General features: G+C 44.9%; 11 protein-coding genes, 1 tRNA gene, 2 rRNA genes and 1 pseudogene (1 of these 15 running past the window's edge). 8 read left to right on the top strand and 7 right to left on the bottom strand.

Annotation, left to right across the window (positions count from 1 at the left end):
• Window positions 1-88: 88 nt before the first annotated feature.
• Window positions 89-1304: pseudogene (locus MUK70_RS23920) on the bottom strand (NADH-quinone oxidoreductase subunit D).
• Between the two features lie 2 nt (window positions 1305-1306).
• Window positions 1307-2824: a glycoside hydrolase family 10-like protein gene (locus MUK70_RS23915; protein ID WP_234658492.1), complete on the bottom strand. Its 1518-nt coding sequence runs from the start codon at window positions 2822-2824 to the stop codon at window positions 1307-1309.
• A 380-nt stretch (window positions 2825-3204) separates the two neighbouring features.
• Between MUK70_RS23915 and MUK70_RS23910 the strand changes: the two genes are divergently transcribed.
• Window positions 3205-5019, top strand: a complete 1815-nt coding sequence (locus MUK70_RS23910; RefSeq protein WP_234658493.1) for a glycosyltransferase family protein — start codon at window positions 3205-3207, stop codon at window positions 5017-5019.
• 51 nt (window positions 5020-5070) lie between these two features.
• On the opposite strand, the gene MUK70_RS23905 is transcribed toward MUK70_RS23910, so the two are convergent.
• Window positions 5071-5469, bottom strand: a complete 399-nt coding sequence (locus MUK70_RS23905; protein WP_234658495.1) for a type II toxin-antitoxin system VapC family toxin — start codon at window positions 5467-5469, stop codon at window positions 5071-5073.
• Window positions 5470-5703 (bottom strand): hypothetical protein, encoded by a 234-nt coding sequence (locus tag MUK70_RS23900; protein WP_234658496.1) that lies wholly within the window; start codon window positions 5701-5703, stop codon window positions 5470-5472.
• A gap of 126 nt (window positions 5704-5829) precedes the next feature.
• Between MUK70_RS23900 and prmA the strand changes: the two genes are divergently transcribed.
• From prmA to MUK70_RS23880, 4 genes are all read left to right on the top strand, one after another.
• A complete protein-coding gene (prmA, locus tag MUK70_RS23895; protein WP_234658498.1) occupies window positions 5830-6660 on the top strand; it encodes a 50S ribosomal protein L11 methyltransferase in 831 nt (276 codons plus the stop codon).
• 12 nt (window positions 6661-6672) lie between these two features.
• Entirely contained in the window at window positions 6673-11355 is a 4683-nt protein-coding gene (locus tag MUK70_RS23890; RefSeq protein WP_234658499.1) for a hypothetical protein, read from the top strand.
• Window positions 11356-11508: 153 nt separating this feature from the next.
• Window positions 11509-12162, top strand: a complete 654-nt coding sequence (plsY, locus tag MUK70_RS23885) for a glycerol-3-phosphate 1-O-acyltransferase PlsY (protein ID WP_234606038.1) — start codon at window positions 11509-11511, stop codon at window positions 12160-12162.
• Between the two features lie 103 nt (window positions 12163-12265).
• The gene (locus tag MUK70_RS23880; RefSeq protein WP_234658501.1) at window positions 12266-13639 is read left to right on the top strand and encodes a dipeptidase; all 1374 of its coding nucleotides are present in this window, start codon (window positions 12266-12268) and stop codon (window positions 13637-13639) included.
• A gap of 16 nt (window positions 13640-13655) precedes the next feature.
• Here the strand turns inward: MUK70_RS23880 and MUK70_RS23875 are convergent, their stop codons facing one another.
• A complete protein-coding gene (locus MUK70_RS23875; RefSeq protein WP_234658502.1) occupies window positions 13656-14882 on the bottom strand; it encodes a tetratricopeptide repeat protein in 1227 nt (408 codons plus the stop codon).
• 175 nt (window positions 14883-15057) lie between these two features.
• Here MUK70_RS23875 and hpt point away from each other — a divergent pair, with 175 nt between their 5' ends.
• From hpt to MUK70_RS23860, 3 genes are all read left to right on the top strand, one after another.
• Window positions 15058-15585, top strand: coding sequence for a hypoxanthine phosphoribosyltransferase (gene hpt, locus MUK70_RS23870; protein ID WP_234658503.1), 528 nt, complete (start codon window positions 15058-15060; stop codon window positions 15583-15585).
• Between the two features lie 14 nt (window positions 15586-15599).
• Window positions 15600-17000 (top strand): MBL fold metallo-hydrolase RNA specificity domain-containing protein, encoded by a 1401-nt coding sequence (locus MUK70_RS23865; RefSeq protein WP_234658504.1) that lies wholly within the window; start codon window positions 15600-15602, stop codon window positions 16998-17000.
• Window positions 17001-17073: 73 nt separating this feature from the next.
• A tRNA-Leu gene (locus MUK70_RS23860) sits at window positions 17074-17157 on the top strand.
• A 228-nt stretch (window positions 17158-17385) separates the two neighbouring features.
• On the opposite strand, the gene rrf is transcribed toward MUK70_RS23860, so the two are convergent.
• Together rrf and MUK70_RS23850 are read right to left on the bottom strand one after the other, a co-directional pair.
• A 5S ribosomal RNA gene (rrf, locus tag MUK70_RS23855) occupies window positions 17386-17497 on the bottom strand.
• A 139-nt stretch (window positions 17498-17636) separates the two neighbouring features.
• Window positions 17637-18390, bottom strand: a 23S ribosomal RNA gene (locus MUK70_RS23850) (it continues 2067 nt past the right edge of the window).

Genomic DNA, 18390 nt, shown 5'->3' with positions numbered 1-18390 from the left:
AAAGGCGGCTTCTTTTGCCCCAAAGGGGACTTGCCTCTAACTTGCAGCGCCGTAAAGCCCCTTCAGGGGTTTGGGGCTAAGCACAACGTCACCTATCCACCTCCCCCATTACCACGTCAATAGATCCGATAACTGCAACCAAATCTGCCAGTAATGAGCCTTTTGTAATTTCTCCAATTACAGAAAGATTGTGAAAACAGCAAGAGCGTGCCTTACAGCGGAACGGAATATCAGAACGGCCATCTGTCCTGAAAAAGAACCCCAACTCACCTTTCGGACTTTCGCCACGCACGTAAAAGTCCATTGCTTTTGGACGGATTTTCTTGGGAACAATGGCTTGCGGATCGAAATCGCGAGTTCTCTTATAGTCTCCGGTCAGCTGCTCCAGACTTTGCTCAATAAGTTTTACTGATTCCCAGCACTCTACCACACGAACCCAAGTCCTATCCCAGCAATCGCCGGTTGTCCCCATTGCTCCTTCGCCGATCGGTATTTCAAAATCCAGTTCCGGATAAACTGAATAACCGTCGACCTTCCGCAGATCGTAACGCAAGCCGGAACCACGCAGCATTGGGCCCGTACAACCGTAATTAATGGCAACAGGCAAGGGTAGGACGCCCACATTGGCTGTGCGCTGGATAAAAATTTTATTGTCAACGACAAGTTGTTGCAACTCTGTTAACTTAGGTTTTAAGTATTTGATAAATTCCAGACAGCGTTCTTCGAAGCCAACGGGCAAATCATAGAATAGCCCTCCTATCCAGATATAATTATAAAGCATCCTGGCGCCACAAGTCCATTCCAACAAACGCAGGATCTGTTCCCGGTCGCGCATCATCCACAGAAACGGCGTGTATGCCCCAATATCCATCGCATAAGTTCCTAGCGCTACGAAATGTGAGGCCAGCCTATTCAGTTCGGCAACCACCACGCGGATGTATTCAATGCGTTTTGGAATGTCATTTTCAATGCCCAGCATTCTTTCCACACCCATTACATAGGCGTGCTCCGAATTCATGGCCGCAACGTAATCCATACGATCCACATACGGGATGATCTGGTTGAAAGGTAACGATTCTGCATGCTTTTCAAAACATCTGTGCAGGTAACCCAAGCGGAACCACGTCTACGATGATTTCCCCGTCTGTAACGACTTCCAAACGAAGAACTCCGTGTGTACTAGGATGTTGCGGTCCCACATTCAACACCATTTCCTCTCTACGAAGCGTTTCGGAGGCATATTTTGTAGGAACTGAGACAGCCAGATACTCAGGCTTATATTGGTATTGAATAGAATTGCTCATAGTTAAAATCTCACAAGCTTTTGATCATGGACCTCCACTTTCAACGGCCCGATTGGCCGTCCCTCGTTATGGAGCCGGTCAACTGCCGTCACATAATAGATGTATCGCTTTCCTGATTCGGCCGTCATATCCACAAACTTCTGACCCTCGTAACACATACCAATGATACGCCTTGGATCGTGTGCAGTTGCCTTTTCCTCGGGAGCGAAACGATAAATTACGTAATACCATGCCCGGTCACCATCCGGTGCTGCGTCGGGCATCTCCCAGGTCAGCTCGAGGCCTTTAGATAACAATGTTGCCTTTAAACTTCTGGGAGACAATGGTGCAATCCTGTCTTTCCAGGGCATTGTCGGCACCATAGCAGGATAGCGAAAAAAGTTTGTACGAAGCGAGTCTACAAATCCCAGACTATTCCCACGCAAGGATCGCGAACTGAAAAAAATCGCCCCATCCGTTTCACTCTCCCTTAAATAACGGACCTGATTAGGAATCTCCATAGGATTGGACCAATGCTTGTCCCGATCCTTATAACCTACGCGGTATGCGCCCATTCCTATATATAAATGTCTGTCATAAGAATTCTCCGTCCACCAATCAACCAAATTTCTGTAAGGGACACGCGAGAAACCGGAGGAAAAATAAACCTGCGGCGCAATGTAATCGATCCATCCTTCTTTAATCCAGCGCCTGCTATCCGCAAAAAGGTCGTCAAAGGAAGCCAAAGCGCCAAAAGTTTTTGACCCTTCCGCATCGCGGTCTTTATTTCTCCAGACACCAAACGGGCTGATCCCAAATTTCAGGCGCGGCTTCACAGCCTCAAGTCCATCGTGAATTTGTTTAACTAACAAATCAATGTTGTGCCTTCTCCAGTCCGCTTTATTGGCAAAGCCTTCTCCGTATTTTTGATAGGTTGCTTCGTCCTGGATAACCTGCCCGGGAGCGGCATAGGGATAAAAGTAATCGTCAAAATGGATTCCGTCTACATCGTAATTTTTGGCGACATTCACCGTCATATCCGTGATAAATTGCCTTACTTCCGGAATTCCAAAATTAAAAAGCTTGTAGCCGTCATAACTCAGGATCCATTCCGGGTGTATTTTGCTGATATTTTCAGCGGAAACGCTGGTGGAGGATTTGTGAACGAGTCTGTTCAGGTTAAGCCAGGCGTGGAATTCGAGGCCGCGCTTATGCGCTTCATTAACCATAAAATCCAATGGGTCCCACATTGGATCCGGCTGCCTTCCCTGCCGCCCCGTTAACCATTCCGACCAGGGTTCTGCGCTTTTAGCATAAAACGCATCACCGGCGGCGCGCACTTGCACGAACACGGCGTTCATTCCCACTTTTTTATGGAAATCAAGAAGCGCTGAAAATTCTTCCTGTTGTTGTTCTGGTATAAGATTTTTGCTGCTCGGCCAGTCAATATTATCAACAGTAGCGATCCAAACTGCCCTGAATTCCCTTTTTGGAGGTAGGATTTCTTCAGTGTCGGCACTTTGGGCAATACAACTTTCCATTATAAATAGAAGGAATGTAAAGGAAAGCGCAACTATTTTTATTTTTTTCACTATCTAACCAATGCAAAATGTTAATCCAATCAAAGTAACGTAATTTGGAACAAAGTTAGCCGAGAACGGTCTTAAATTCATGTGGTGACGGTTTGAATTGGCTCTCTTTATCGAGTGAACAACAAAAATGCATTCTTGACTTTGTTATATTTTGGGCAGCACATCGCATATTATGCTTTGTTTAAGGTCGAAGAAACAAACGACGGATTGTTGTTATTGTGAATAATTTTTCTGCATATTTATTGTGTAATTACAAGGATTTTTGTGAATTAAAGAAAACAAAAACGCTTTGCGAATGCAGCTAGTAACGTTTAAACCTACATCCCGTATTGGAACCATTTGTCAAAACCACTAAGAAAAACGTCCTGTTTGAAATTGCATGGGAGGTTTGTAATCAAGTTGGAGGAATTTATACTGTAATACGGACCAAGGTCCCCGCGATGGTAGAGAAGTGGGAAGACAACTACTTTTTGCTAGGCCCATATTTCGAGAAAAAAGCGTCATCCGAATTTGAAATAATTACGGATCTGGAAGATTCTCCCGCCGGACGCGTCGTAAAGCGCATGCGTGACATGGGCTACACTGTTTTCTATGGTTACTGGCTGGTGACCGGCAAACCGCGCGTTATCCTCTTTGATCTGGAAAGCATTGCGCATGAGCTTGACACCATTAAATTTAACCTCTGGGAGCGCAGCCGAATCCCGACGATCAATGTTGAGCCGCTGGTTAACCAGACTCTTTGCTTCGGGGAGTTTGTACGGTTATTTTTAAAGGAATATGCTGAGGAAAATGCAAAACGCGAAGAGATTTATGCTCAATTCCACGAATGGATGGCCAGCAGCGGCTTACCTGATCTGAAACGCGACAATGTTAAAATTGCGACCACATTCACCACGCACGCAACCATGCTGGGGCGTTACCTGGCTCAAAATGTAAGCGGATTTTACAGCAAGCTCCCATTCTTCGACTGGGAACAGGAAGCAAAAAATTACGGTATTCTGGCGCAATGTTCGGTCGAAAGACAAGCCGCATTAAGCGCGCACGTGCTCACGACGGTAAGTGACGTCACGGCACGTGAATGTGAAGTTTTTCTAGGAAGAATGCCTGATCTGGTTACGCCTAATGGTCTTAATGTTGTGCGTTTTCAGGCTGTCCATGAATTTCAAAATCTCCATTTAAAGCATAAAGAACGTATTCACGAATTTGTATTAGGTCATTTCTTTCCGAGTTATTCATTTGATCTGGACAAAACACTCTACTTCTTTACCTCCGGGCGTTATGAATATAGTAATAAAGGTTATGACCTTACACTGGAAGCATTAGCCCGGCTGAACTGGAAAATGGTGCAGGCGAATATGGATATGACTGTTGTGATGTTTATTGTAACCAAACAACCTTATTTTTCTGTCAATCCTGACGTTTTACAGTCGAGGGCTGTGTTAAATGAGTTGCAGGAAACTTGCACGGCAATTGAAAAAGAAGTGGGAGAAAAACTTTTTCTCGCCACAGCCTCAGGCGCTGACCATAAGATGCCCGACCTCAACAATTTCGTAGATGAATATTGGAGATTAAGGCTCAGAAGAACCATTCAAAGCTGGAAAACAGACAAGTTACCCGCTTTTGTGACGCACGATTTGAAAGCGGAAGACGGCATTACAGAATTTTGCAGAACTGCAAACCTCGTTAATAACGAGCGCGACCGCGTAAAAATCGTCTATCACCCGGATTTCATCTCCTCAACCAACCCGCTTTTCGGACTTGATTACGGACAATTTGTGAGAGGTTGCCATTTAGGCGTCTTCCCAAGTTATTACGAACCGTGGGGTTATACGCCATTGGAATGCGTAGTTAGAGGCGTTCCAACCGTAACCAGCGATCTTTCCGGTTTTGGAGATTATATCATGCAAATCATGCGGGACTACGAAAACCGCGGCATTTACGTAATCAACAGAAAATCACAAACATTCACCCAGGCAGCCGACCAGCTCGCCGATATCCTCTTCAAATTCGTAAGAATGCAACGCCGCGACCGCATTATGCAAAGAAACCGCGTTGAGAACATTTCGGACGTGTTCGACTGGATGAATTTGAGATCGTATTATGATACTGCGCATGATCTGGCAGCGAAGCGGCGGAAGCCTTGATTTATAACAATAAGAGAAACGCGCTTATGTCTTAATGATGTGAGCGCGTTTTTATGCTTCAATGAGTTGAATAAAGTCGCTATAAAGCTTGAAATTTAGATCAGCGGAAATGATTGCGATGTTTTCAGCGTATGCCGTTGCAAGGAGAAGACGATCAAAAGGATCTCGGTGATTAGCATATAATGGAATTTCCTTGTATGCGATTATATGCTTTGTTTTCAAAGGAATTATTTGAAACCCATCTCTAACAATAATTGGCTCCAATTCTTCAATTGAAATTTGCAACTCAGGAAGCTTGTTGATCTTTTGTTTAATTGCAATTTCAAGAAGGCTCAATTGGGAAGTGTAGATTTGCTCTGACGATAGACGCTTCAAAACATCTAGGCCAAGTTTGTCAGGGGAAATAAGGGACCAGATGAGAATTTGTGTATCTATTAAATATCTCCCCATCTATATATAGTCATTTAAATCATCCAAAGGATTGTTGAAGTCATCAGGAATTTTCAATCCTTTGTTAGCTAAGCTTCCTAAAACAACACCCGGCTTAGGCTTTTTGCCTGGAAACTCGCTTTCCTCTTGTTTATCCATGAATAAAATCACGACTTCCGACTTTTCGACGGAAGGCGGCGTTTCTGTGAATTTCAAAACACCATTCTCGTAAATTCCTTTAACCGCAGTATACATAACAGATAAGCTTTATCCTAAATTTACAAACAATAGGCATTAGTATCCAAAAGTCAACCATATTAATCTATACGGATAAAAGCCGGATGATATTGCGGCCTTAAAAAAATCAAAATTTAGTCAAACATGAATTACATAGAAGTTGATTTAAAAGTAGACCCGGATTTTTCGGAAATATTGATGGCGGAGTTGGGGGAGGCTGGGTTTGAGTCTTTTGTCGAGACGGAAGAGGGGCTTTTGGCTTATATTCAGGAAAATGATTTTGATGAACAAAACTTGCATGATCTTACTGCCAAATACCTGGAATTAACGACAATAGCGGCCACGTGGAAATCGTTAGAAAGAAGAAATTGGAATGAGGAGTGGGAAAAAAGCTACGAGCCAATAGAAGTTGGTGACCAAATCCGGGTGAGGGCCACCTTTCACGAGCCGGACCCTGCATTTAAATACGATTTGCTGATCCAACCGAAAATGTCTTTTGGCACAGGACATCACGAAACAACGTGGCTCGTCATGAACGAGCAGCTGAGTTTGCCGCATACCGGATTGTCCGTCATGGATGTGGGTTGCGGGACGGGAATACTGTCCATCCTGGCCGCAAAGTTAGGCGCGACACATTTATTGGGTTTCGACATTGACGAATGGGCCGTCGAAAACACCAGAGAGAATTTTTTAATGAACAATCTGGGGACCGAAGCTGAGGTTTTCCAGGGAACAATCACCGAAGTGCCTGACGAACGGATGTTTGGCGGCATTCTGGCCAACATTAACAGAAATATATTATTAAGCGAAATACCCGCCTATGTAAAGCATTTGCAACCCGGCGGCTGGCTGGTGACAAGCGGATTTTATGAAACGGATCAGGCTGATATTGAGCAATGTGCATTTGAAAACGGGTTAACGAAAATCAATTCCAATACACGCAATCAATGGGCCTGTGTTGTATTTAAAAGTTGAGAAACAAAACAAATGAGGATACTTCGTACTGCATTATTTTTTTGCATTCTGGCATGGGCGGGCAAAACTGCGTCCGCTCAAAACCTAAAACTTTCGGATGATCCCGGGCAGTTTATGGTGCAATTGCGCAAGCTGATGGACGGCAGCCGGAATCCCCAATACATTCGCTCCGCCGCGCAGCTCGATAGCGTGTGGATGTCTGCGCTGAATGCTTCCCAGCAGACGAAGTTTATCAACATTGTTAAAACACAGATCTCCAAAGGTCAAAAGGCGGGGCCGGTGATGTTCCTGTTGGTCCGCAATACGCACGCGTTTGCGCGACAGTCGCCCGAAAATCTGGAAGGGTTTCTCGATCTCGCGACCAGCTCCGGTCAGCAATATGATGGTAAGACACTCCAAAAAGTGCTGGAAACGGTCAGGACGATTAATGAAACCAACAAACTTTATGCGGCAAATTATAACTCACTTTACCTTTTAGAAGGAACATATAAATATCGTTTCGACACAACGAATGCTGTAACAGCTAATGCTGAGGCGAACGTCGCCGCGGCCAATGACAGCTGGGACACGCCTGTTGATTCTAACTACGTAATAACACCCAAATCCAATCCGTTACCGGCTATTACCGGCGCTTTACTTGATTTGCAAAACGCAACTTTTGCCATGGTTACGGCTGGCGATTCTGTTGTTTTTGGGCCGGCTAATGGGAGTGTTTCGCTTAAAGATGGAATTTTTGTGGGGAAAAACGGCAAGTTTAACTGGCAGGCTGGCGGCGATTCGTCCATCTATGCTGATCTGGACAGTTACTCATTCAACATTTCACAGCCCAGACTTGTTGCCGAAAATGTAACGCTTCACAGCGACGCCCAACTTGCCGCGCCGATTAAAGGAACATTGGAATATCGCGGTGTCAAGAAAATAAAAGGCCAGCCCGCTCCCTATCCCCGTTTTGTTTCAAACGGAATTGACGCGAAATTGAAGGAAACGCGCAAAAACATTGACTATAAGGGCGGTTTCGCATTGATCGGGACCGAAATGTATAGTTCATCGTTAAGTGATCTGCCATCGACGATTAAAGTAAAATACAAGGACAAGCTCGCTTTCACGGCTCAGAGCAAAAAGTTTGAATTGAAAGATTCGGTCATTGCAGCTTCATTTGCCACCTATTCTATGCCGCTCGGTGGCGATTCGCTGTATCATCCCGGTGTGACATTTAAATACAACGATGACGAAGGGTTGGTAAAACTGGGCCGCGTAGAAAGGACAGATTACGCGCCGCTTCCCTATAAAGACACTTATCATAAAATGAACATCTGGTCGCAGGCCATGCGATGGAGATTTCCGAACGATAAGGTAGAGTTCTTTCGCATTAACGGCAAGCAGGTTGCTCCTGTGAAGCTGGAATCATTGGATTACTTTAAAAAAGAGCGTTTTAAGGACATTAGCAAGGAATATGGATTTCAGCCGTTGATTATGGCCGCGAACTACACGCAGACAGAAAAAAAATCAGCATTCCTGTCGGATGATCTTGCCCGGAAGTTTAAGCAAAAACCTGAAATCATGCGTAACACGCTGCAAAGACTTACGCTTGAAGAATATTTTATTTATAACAAAGCAACTGATGAGTTTGCATTAAGCAAAAAGGGAATTTTGTTCGTCCTCGCAAACCTGGATAAGGCAGATTATGACAACTTCCAGGTTACTTCTCAGTTTACAGCCAACGATGAGGTTGCTAACGCGACCATTTATTTGCCGGATACTATGCTGACCGTCATGGGCGTTTCGCAATTTGTGGTGAGCGATTCCCTTAAAATCTACGCTGTTCCTCAGGACAAAAAACTAATCATTGGTAAAAACAGAAATTTCACTTTGAACGGCCAAATGGTCGCGTCTAACTATCAATTCAGAGGACAGAACATCAAATTTGACTACAACCAGTTTTTTGTGAATGTTGCGCCTTCTGATTCCATCACATTTACGCCGAGAGAAAAATTTGCGAAGGGTCAAAAAGGGGAAGTCGGCGGTCATGTGAAGTATGAAAAAGGAGGAACATTCTATCTGAGTGACCCTAAGAACAAATCCGGCCTTCAAAAGGGTGTCAAGAAGTCGCCTCGGCTGGTTGTGGAGGAAGGGATGATGGTTTATTTTGATCAGCCCGAGCGCGGCACCGTCGTTTATCCGAGAGAGGTTAATTTCAAAATCCCGAAGATTGATATGGGGGGGCTGGATGAGCGCGACGTAATTTTTGAAGGAACATTCAATGCAAATGGCATTATACCGAACATTCAGACGGTTTTGAAAAGCATGCCGGACAATTCGCTCGGATTTGAATATAAGCCGCCGGTTACGGACATGAAGCTTTATGAAGGCAAAGCAATGGCCCGCTTCACAGATACGCTCACGATGGACAACAGCGGTCTGCATTCCAAGGCAATTTTGAAATACATGTCTGCCTCAATGACTGCCAAGGAAGTTTTGCTCACAGCCGATTCCTTAATGGCATCCGGCGAAGTAGCCAGCATCAAGGAGGCGACCATTGGAAAAGGCTATTTCCCGGCGGTTCAGTTGAAGGATTATGCATTAAAATGGTATCCCAATGCGGACAGCATGTTTATTAACACGCAGGGAAAATCTTTCTCTTTCTATAATGGAACTACGAGCCTGGAAGGTGGCCTTTTACTCCGTTCGACAGGTTTATATGGTAACGGAAAGTTGAAAAGGGCGGATTCTGAGTTGTCTTCACCAGATATTAAGTTTAATAAAGATGGTTATCTGGCCAATCGCTCGGAATTTGCCATTAATAGTGTTGATCAAAAATCGACAAAAAAGCTGCTTACCGGTAAGAATGTCAACATTGACTTCAACTTCAAAACCGGCATCGCCAACTTCTTAACGGACGAAACGGGCTTCGGCACGGATTCCTCGGGGATGGAAATTCCCACGGCTTCTTACAAAACCTTGATTGGAAGCGCGAAGTGGGATATGGCCAAGAAAACGATCCTGATGAAAGGGTTTGGCGAAACCTCGTCCTACACTTCCATGGATCCGGATCAGGAAGGGCTTACATTCAATGGTTCTGAGGCTATTTATGACGTCGAGAAAGTAACATTAAATATTAAGGGCGTTCCTTTTATCCAGACTGCGGATGTGAAAATCATCCCGGATGGCGGTTTGGTAAGCGTAGACAGCAAAGGCAAAATCGCTCCTCTGAAAAAAGCGCGCATTGAAATTGATACATTAAATACTTCGCACCGAATGCGTGACGCGGATATCCGCATCGATTCCCGCAACCACTTCGAAGGTTCGGCAACATATCAATACATTACGGCAAGAAAAGACACCTTCAATATCAAAATGCAGAATTTTGAATTGAGAGAAATCGGCGCAGCCGAAGAAGGGAAAAAACAGCGTAATAGCAATCAGGCTCCTGCTGCGGTTAAATATTACACAACTGCTCGGGCAGATATTAAAGAAACCGAAAACCTGCTCCTATCGCCCCGCATTCAATATAAAGGCGGCATTAATCTGATTGCCTACGAACCATCATTGCAATTGGATGGGTTTGTGAAGCCTGTTATCAAATTCAGAAAAGATTTTCAGAGCTCGTGGATTGTATATAAAGATGCGCCCGGCGAGACTGTTGCCATCAAAATTGACAAAGACCTGAAAAACGAGCACGAAATTCCACTTTCGGTGGGGTTACATTATAATGAGGCAAAAGGAATGTATATGTCGTTCCTGTCACCCAAAGATTCGGATGGGGATGAGGACATTTACCAGGCCCAAGGCGCATTAAACTACGACGAGGACGAAAAAGCTTTCAAAGTGATGCCCCCTCCCGGAGCCGATGGCCTGATTGACGAGGCAAATGCTCTGCGATTCGATGACAAAACCGGACTTGCAACATTCTCCGGTCCGCTTAAACTGACTGGCGCGACCTGGTTGCAAGCTGTGGGAACGGGCGAGGCGCAAGTGGATAGCGCCAGATTTTCATTCAATACAATGTTATTAATGAAACTGCCGGCGCTGGATCCTATTTCGCAGCCGTTAGCAGCAAAAATCGTTGAAGTAAACCTGGAAGAGCAAAACAGCACTGCGGCGGATGACGATGCGGAGCAATTGAACAATAAATTATCTGCGCTAATCGGCCCGAAAGCGACGGATGCATATGCTAAGCTTACTGCTGCCGGTTATAAGCCTTTATTTGAGGCCTCACCGGCTTTGGACGTTCCTATGCTTCTGTCCAATGTCAATTTGTATTGGTCCGCTTCGCACGGGGCATATTATTCACAGGGTCCGATTGGCGTGGCCAATTTAGGCAGAAACAACATTAATGCGCAAATGGAAGGTGTGCTGGAAATCAGGCGTTCCGTTGATGGCGACGAGTTTAGTTTATATTTACAGGCATCTCCGGATGTCTGGTATTATTTTGATTACAAACTTGGAGAGCTGGGCGTTGTTTCTTCTCAGGTTGATTTCAATGACCAAATTACAGCGAAGTCCAAGAATGTAAAGTCTAAGGATATGTCGCTGGTGTCGATTGGTTCTGAGGAGAAAGATGCTTTCGTTAACCGATTTGATGACTTTTATCAGCCGGCAATTAAAAAGGCCAAGCTAGCGGCTAAAACGACGAAGAAAAAAGTGGTGCCGACCGAGACCAAAAAGAAGAAGGTTGAGCCAACCGAAGGATTTTGACGTGAATGTCGAATTCGCAATACTTAATGCTACAATTTGAAAAATTGTTTGTATAATGTTAGTTTTGTATGCGTTTTGCTTGTAAAATCCCTCAACTATAGTATTTTTGGATAAAACATTTTAACGTTTAAAATTTTCTGCGAATAGTACAATATGAGTATTGCCTTATTAATAATTACGATTATAGCTGCCTACTTGTTAGGATCAATCCCGAGTTCAGTTTGGTACGGAATAGGATATTTTGGGATTGACGTAAGGAAACATGGCAGTGGAAATGCCGGGGCAACCAACACATTCAGGGTTTTAGGAAAGCGTGCCGGAACTGTTGTCATGTTAATTGATGTGTTGAAAGGATGGACTGCTACTTGCCTTGCTTCCATGCTTTTCTACATGAACGAGATCGGTGAAACGGAGTTGTTAATGTACAAAATCCTGTTTGGGATTATAGCGATCATTGGCCATATTTTCCCTGTTTTCGTCCGTTTTAAAGGCGGAAAAGGAATTGCAACTTTGTTGGGTATGGTGCTGGCCATTCATCCCGAACTGGCCTCCGTTTGCATTACAATATTTATTCTGACCTTACTTGCTTCTCAATATGTTTCGCTGAGTTCCATACTCGCTACATTAGCATTTCCCGTGCTTTCCTGGGTTGGCGTTTTCGGGCATCCCGAGCCGCTGTTAATTGTTTTCGGGTTTACAATGTTTGTTCTGGTTGTTTTTACGCATCAAAAGAACATTGTGAGACTTTTGAATGGCAATGAGAACAGGGTTAACCTTTTTGGCAAAAAAGCGGGAAACCACAAATAAGAAACTAAATTCAAAAAAACAGCCTCTGAGGGACGACCTTAGAGGCTATTTTTTTAACTTGACGCGCCGTTTATCGGTCCGTTTAACAGAAAACACCTCAAAAATGCTTAGCTATATCAATGAAAACCGCGACCGGTTCTTGAATGAACTTTTGGATTTGTTGCGAATCCCCTCCGTGAGTGCAGATTCTAAATTCAAGCCGGAAATGCGCAAAGCGGCGGAATTTGTACGCGACCGCATTTCGGAAGCAGGTGCAGACCGGGTTGAGATTTATGAAACTGCCGGACATCCGGTTGTTTATGGTCAAAAAATCGTTGACGAAAATCTGCCTACCGTGCTTATTTACGGACATTACGATGTGCAACCAGCCGATCCTTACGAACTGTGGAACTCCCCGCCATTCGAGCCGGTGATCAAAAACGAGCGCATTTATGCGAGAGGATCTTGCGACGATAAGGGCCAGTTCTATATGCATATCAAGGCGTTGGAAACGATGTTGGCTACTGGTAATCTCACTTGCAATGTAAAAATAATGATCGAGGGAGAGGAAGAGATCGGTTCGTCCAATCTCGGCTCATTTGTGAGCGCGCATAAGGAAATGCTGAAATGCGATACGATCCTAATCTCGGACACAAGCATCATTGCGAACGACGTGCCCTCTATTGAAACAGGGCTCCGTGGCCTTACATATGTGGAAGTGGAGGTTATAGGAGCCAATCGGGACCTGCATTCCGGCGTTTATGGCGGTGGCGTTGCCAATCCTATCAATGTTCTTTGCGAAATGATCGCTTCTCTCAAAGACGAAAAGGGGCACATTACTATTCCTGGTTTTTATGACGATGTCGAAGATCTGACCGCGGATCAACGTGCAGCCCTAAACGCAGCGCCTTTTGATTTGGAAGAATATAAAAAAGATCTCCAAATTGATGACATCATGGGCGAGGAAGGTTACTCGACCATTGAAAGAACATCCGTTCGCCCAACATTGGACGTAAATGGAATTTGGGGTGGATATATTGGCGAAGGCGCTAAGACAGTGCTTCCTTCAAAGGCCAATGCTAAAATCTCGATGCGCCTGGTCCCGCACCAGACGGACGAAGAGATTCTTGAATTATTTACCAGACATTTCGAGTCCATTGCACCGGCTGCGGTAAAGGTAAAAGTAGCGCCGCACCACGGCGGTTTGCCTTACGTAACTCCGACCGATTCTGTCGAGTATAAAGCGGCGGAAATGGCAATGGAAGAGTCTTTTGGTAAGAAGCCAATTCCAACGCGCGGTGGCGGCAGCATTCCGATCGTGGCGCTATTTGAGCAGGAATTGGGCTGCAAAAGCATTCTGATGGGTTTTGGGCTGGATATTGATGCGCTGCATTCTCCTAATGAGAGCTATGGATTGTTTAATTATTACAAAGGAATTGAGACAATCCCGCTGTTCTTCAAACATTATGCAGCATTAAAAAACCCAGCTAAGGCTTAGCTGGGTTAAGTTCAGATCACCTTTTCCTGCGCTGATCCCGTTTCATCTTTTTCAGGTTAGCGATGGCTGTCTTTGCCTCCCTATCCTGACTTGATTTTTTTTCCGCCTTATCATCCGCTTGCTTATAATAGCGCAGTGCTTCGTCATAATCTTTTCTGATCTCGGCGATTTTACCCAATCCAATCAATGATGAGACGTAGTAACCTGCATTTAATGAGTTGGTTTGGGTTGAATAATCGATTGCCTTCTGGTAATACTGCGCTGCCAGATCGTAGTTTTTGTGGTAAGTCATGTTGTAATAGGCGAGCACATAAGCAGCATTCCTTCCGCTTACCCCTTCATATCCCGGCATTCCGCTGCTTATTTTTTCAATAATATTCTGCGCCGCTTTTTCTGCTTCCGCCATTTTTCCTGTTACAAATGCAGTCCGGCAAAAATATCTTTCAAAATAGGGATTGTTAGGAAATGTTTGCCACATATATTTTGCCATTTCATAAGCCTTGCCATATTCATTTTCCATGCTGTAAATCTGCAATAAAAAATACCTGGCTTCCACGCGCGTGTAAAAGGCATTATTTCCAACCTTTTCCAATTGCTGCTCACCCAGCTTTTTATTTCCTTTTGGAAAAAGTGACATGACGGGTTTCAAAATCGGATATTCTTTGGGCACCCATTCTGCGTAGTAATTGTAAAGTCCGTCACCAAACAGCAATTCCGGGGTTAGGTCCCCATTTCCTTTACATTGTTCAAAATATTTCAAAGATTTTTTGCCTGCAAATGCGGCTTTGGTCCAGCTTTCTCTTTCCGCATATAATCGACCTTTAAATGCATAGGCCGCCGCGAGGAAGAATGCGGGCTCCACTTTATTTTTTTCCTTGTCGTAAAGGACTTCAGCCAGGGTAATGGTCGAATCCATTTGTGCCAAAAACGCCTTATCGTGCATTTCGTTTTCAGTGTTAGGGACTATTTTCCACCACTCGGCAAGGCCCATTAAAAAATGGGGCATCGGATGCTTCGGATAGCGATATTTAAGCCAGCGAAACTCGGTATCCGCTTCCGCAAATTTGTAATTATATAGCATATTTATCGCTTCCGTGGACTCGATTTGTACGCTTGGATTTTTCAGGATCATATCGTAGTTCTTGTCCAGCTCGGAAGAAGAATACAATTGAGCTGATGCAAATTGGACAGAAGCTACGATGAAGAGACAGTATGTGGCAGTATGGATTATTAAACTTTTCATATCAGGGGTAAATCTCCCTATTTAACGCGGGAATCATATTTTACGTTTGCCACAGGCTGGGTTTTTGAAAAAAGAGTTAATATTGATCCTCAGACCATTCCACTGCTTCTGACAAGAACAATTTTTATATTATCCACTTCCAAACGCGGATCCTGGTAAGCTGACACCTCAAATTATGATCAATATTCTCGATAAAAAATTTGTCCCGCTCATTTCCAGGGAAGTTATAGAAAATCGCATTGCTGCTATCGCCTCTGAAATTACGAATGATTATGAAGGGCGTTGCCCGCTTTTTATTGTTGTTTTAAATGGAGCCTTTCTTTTCGCAAGTGAACTGGTAAAAAGAATTCCGCTTTCGTGTGAAATTACATTTATTAAGTTGGCTTCTTATAGCAAGACCCAGTCGACAGGTTCAGTAAGGGAGATTATCGGTCTTAATGATGATATTTCAGGCCGGGAGATTATTATCATCGAAGACATTGTTGATACCGGGCTAACAATGGCCCAGTTGATACGCCAAATTAATGATCACGCTCCCGCCTCTGTAGCGATTGCGAGCTTGTTGCATAAACCAGAAGCGCTTCAAACACCTATCTACATTAGGTATACCGGGTTCAATATTGAAAATAAATTTGTTGTCGGCTATGGGCTGGATTATGACGGCATAGGCCGGAATCTGGACGCAATTTATGTTTTAGCTTAAATTAGGTTTACATTATGAACATACAATTTTTTGGCGCTGCAAGAACCGTTACGGGAAGTAAGCACCTTATCACCACAGAAAAGGGGACAAAAATCCTGTTGGATTGCGGACTTTTCCAGGGCATTCAAACAGATGAGCTGAATGAGAAGTTCGGCTTCAAACCTTCCGATGTCGACTATCTGGTTTTGTCACACGCACACATCGATCATTCCGGACTAATTCCACGACTTGTCAAGCAAGGATTCACCGGACCTATCTATTGTACAGCTGCCACAGCAGATTTGTGCCGGGTGATGCTGCTGGACAGCGCCCACATTCAGGAGAAGGATCTAGAGCGAATTAATCGCCGCCGACAAAAGCAAGAGAGGCCGCTGCTTGAAGAGCTATATACCACTGAAGACGCTGTGCATGCATTGAGCTTATTTAAAACTGTACAATATGGGCAGACATTTTATTTAGGTGCGGACAATGAGGTCGCCGTGCTGCTTACAGACGCCGCGCATCTTTTGGGCAGTGCGGCTGTCCATCTAACTATCCCTGACGCAGGCACTTTCAAGCAGGTGACTTTCACAGGCGACATCGGCCGTCCCGAAGACAGGATTTTACGCAAGCCAGATGTTTTTCCACAGGCCGACTACATTATATGTGAATCAACTTACGGTGACCGGCTACACGAGAAGCAAACAGACATGCAAGAGCATCTTTTGAAAATCGTCCATGAAACCTGCGTTGTGCGAAAAGGCAGGCTCATTATTCCTGCATTTGCTATTGACCGAACTCAGGAGCTGATTTACGCATTGGACCAACTTTCCAGCTCGGGAAAGCTGCCACAAATCCCCGTTTATATAGACAGTCCCCTGGCGATCCGGGCAACCAAAATCATGAAGGAGCACGACGAGTGTTTTAACCCGGAGATCCTCGCATACATTGAAAAAGACGGTGATGCTTTTGCTTTTCCTTATCTCAAATACATTTCCGATGTAAATGAGTCCATAGCGCTTAATGACAAAGATGAACCTTGCGTCATCATATCCGCATCTGGGATGGCAGAGGCAGGTCGAATCAAGCATCATATCAAGAACAATATCGGAGATGCGCGATCAACTGTTTTATTGGTTGGATATGCCTCAGGAAACACACTTGCCGGAGCATTAAAACGGGGTGATCAAAAGGTGAATATTTTTGGTGAGCAATTCGATGTGGTTTGTCAAGTGGCTTCTATGGAATCGTTTTCAGGTCACGGCGATTATAATGAAATGCTCTCTTATCTATCGTGCCAGACACCGGAAAAGGTGAAAAACATTTTTCTTGTTCATGGAGAGTACGAAACGCAAGTGGCTTTCAAATTAAAATTGCAAAATGCAGGTTTTAAGAACATTGTTATCCCCGCGCAGTTCGAAAATGTCACAGTATAAAAAATCGAAATTTTTGCATTGTGCCATCTTATAAAGCAGAAAACATTCTTATTTTTGCCAACCAGTTTTTTATGCCGAAGTGGTGAAATTGGTAGACACGCACGTTTCAGAGGCGTGTGGGGGTTGCCCTGTGTGGGTTCGAGTCCCATCTTCGGCACATTTTCAGCCCGTTAGACTTAGCAAGATATTGCTGTTTAACGGGTTTTATTTGGGAAACCGGGGTTGCGAACAACCTGGGCGCCCCCGGCTTAGCCGGCCGCGCTTAACTTCTCTGTTCCGGGACGCGTAGTCGAGACGGGCCGCGTAGCCTGGGAAAAGGTGAACACTGGTTAATGGGCACAAAAAAAGACCATCCTTTTGAGATGGTCTTTCGTATTTAATGGTATTGTGGCGACTACCTACTTTACCAGGTTTGATCCAAGTATCATCGGCGGTTCTGGGCTTAACTTCTCTGTTCGGGATGGGAAGAGGTGAACACCAGGCCAATAGTCACCAACAAGCTCTTTGAGTTAGAGTTCAGAGTTTAAGAGTTAAAAGTCTTATGAGTAATCTTACTCATGAACTTTGTACTCTTGCACTTTTTACTCTTTTCATGTCATATTGGAAGTAGAAGAGATCAAGATTGTTAAGATGTTAATGTGCAAGCTCTTGGGTAATTAGTACTGCTCAGCTGAATGTATTTCTACACGTACACTTGCAGCCTATCAACGTCGTAGTCTACAACGACCCTTATGTGGAAGATTCATCTTCGGGCTAGTTTCGCACTTAGATGCTTTCAGCGCTTATCTATTCCCCACATAGCTACCCGGCCATGCCACTGGCGTGACAACCGGTTCACCAGCGGTGGGTCCACCTCGGTCCTCTCGTACTAAAGGCAGCCCCCGTCAATCTTCCTACGCCCACCACAGATAGGGACCGAACTGTCTCACGACGTTCTGAACCCAGCTCGCGTGCCACTTTAATCGGCGAACAGCCGAACCCTTGGGACCTTCTCCAGCCCCAGGATGTGACGAGCCGACATCGAGGTGCCAAACCTCCCCGTCGATGTGAGCTCTTGGGGGAGATCAGCCTGTTATCCCCGGCGTACCTTTTATCCTTTGAGCGATGGCCCTTCCATACAGAACCACCGGATCACTATACCCTGGTTTCCCACCTGCTCGACCCGTCGGTCTCACAGTCAAGCCTGCTTGTACTATTGCACTCCACACACGGTTACCAAGCGTGTTGAGCAGACCTTTGGAAGCCTCCGTTACACTTTTGGAGGCGACCACCCCAGTCAAACTACCCACCATGCACGGTCTCCGACTTTGTCGGATTAGATCCCAGGCCAGCGAAGGGTGGTATTTCAACGTTGGCTCCTGAACGCCTGGCGACGCCCACTCACAGCCTC

Source organism: Dyadobacter chenwenxiniae (assembly GCF_022869785.1).
GTDB classification, from domain to species: domain Bacteria; phylum Bacteroidota; class Bacteroidia; order Cytophagales; family Spirosomataceae; genus Dyadobacter; species Dyadobacter chenwenxiniae.
Note: the sequence above shows the minus strand (reverse complement) of the source record. Positions and strands in the feature narration are given on the sequence as shown.

Coding starts and splice junctions, on each gene's coding strand:
- MUK70_RS23915 (WP_234658492.1), bottom strand. CDS start 2,824: ATGGAAAGTTGTATTGCCCAAAGTGCCGACACTGAAGAAATCCTACCT.
- prmA (WP_234658498.1), top strand. CDS start 5,830: ATGAATTACATAGAAGTTGATTTAAAAGTAGACCCGGATTTTTCGGAA.
- MUK70_RS23890 (WP_234658499.1), top strand. CDS start 6,673: ATGAGGATACTTCGTACTGCATTATTTTTTTGCATTCTGGCATGGGCG.
- MUK70_RS23900 (WP_234658496.1), bottom strand. CDS start 5,703: ATGTATACTGCGGTTAAAGGAATTTACGAGAATGGTGTTTTGAAATTC.
- MUK70_RS23880 (WP_234658501.1), top strand. CDS start 12,266: ATGCTTAGCTATATCAATGAAAACCGCGACCGGTTCTTGAATGAACTT.
- MUK70_RS23865 (WP_234658504.1), top strand. CDS start 15,600: ATGAACATACAATTTTTTGGCGCTGCAAGAACCGTTACGGGAAGTAAG.
- MUK70_RS23905 (WP_234658495.1), bottom strand. CDS start 5,469: ATGGGGAGATATTTAATAGATACACAAATTCTCATCTGGTCCCTTATT.
- plsY (WP_234606038.1), top strand. CDS start 11,509: ATGAGTATTGCCTTATTAATAATTACGATTATAGCTGCCTACTTGTTA.
- MUK70_RS23875 (WP_234658502.1), bottom strand. CDS start 14,882: ATGAAAAGTTTAATAATCCATACTGCCACATACTGTCTCTTCATCGTA.
- hpt (WP_234658503.1), top strand. CDS start 15,058: ATGATCAATATTCTCGATAAAAAATTTGTCCCGCTCATTTCCAGGGAA.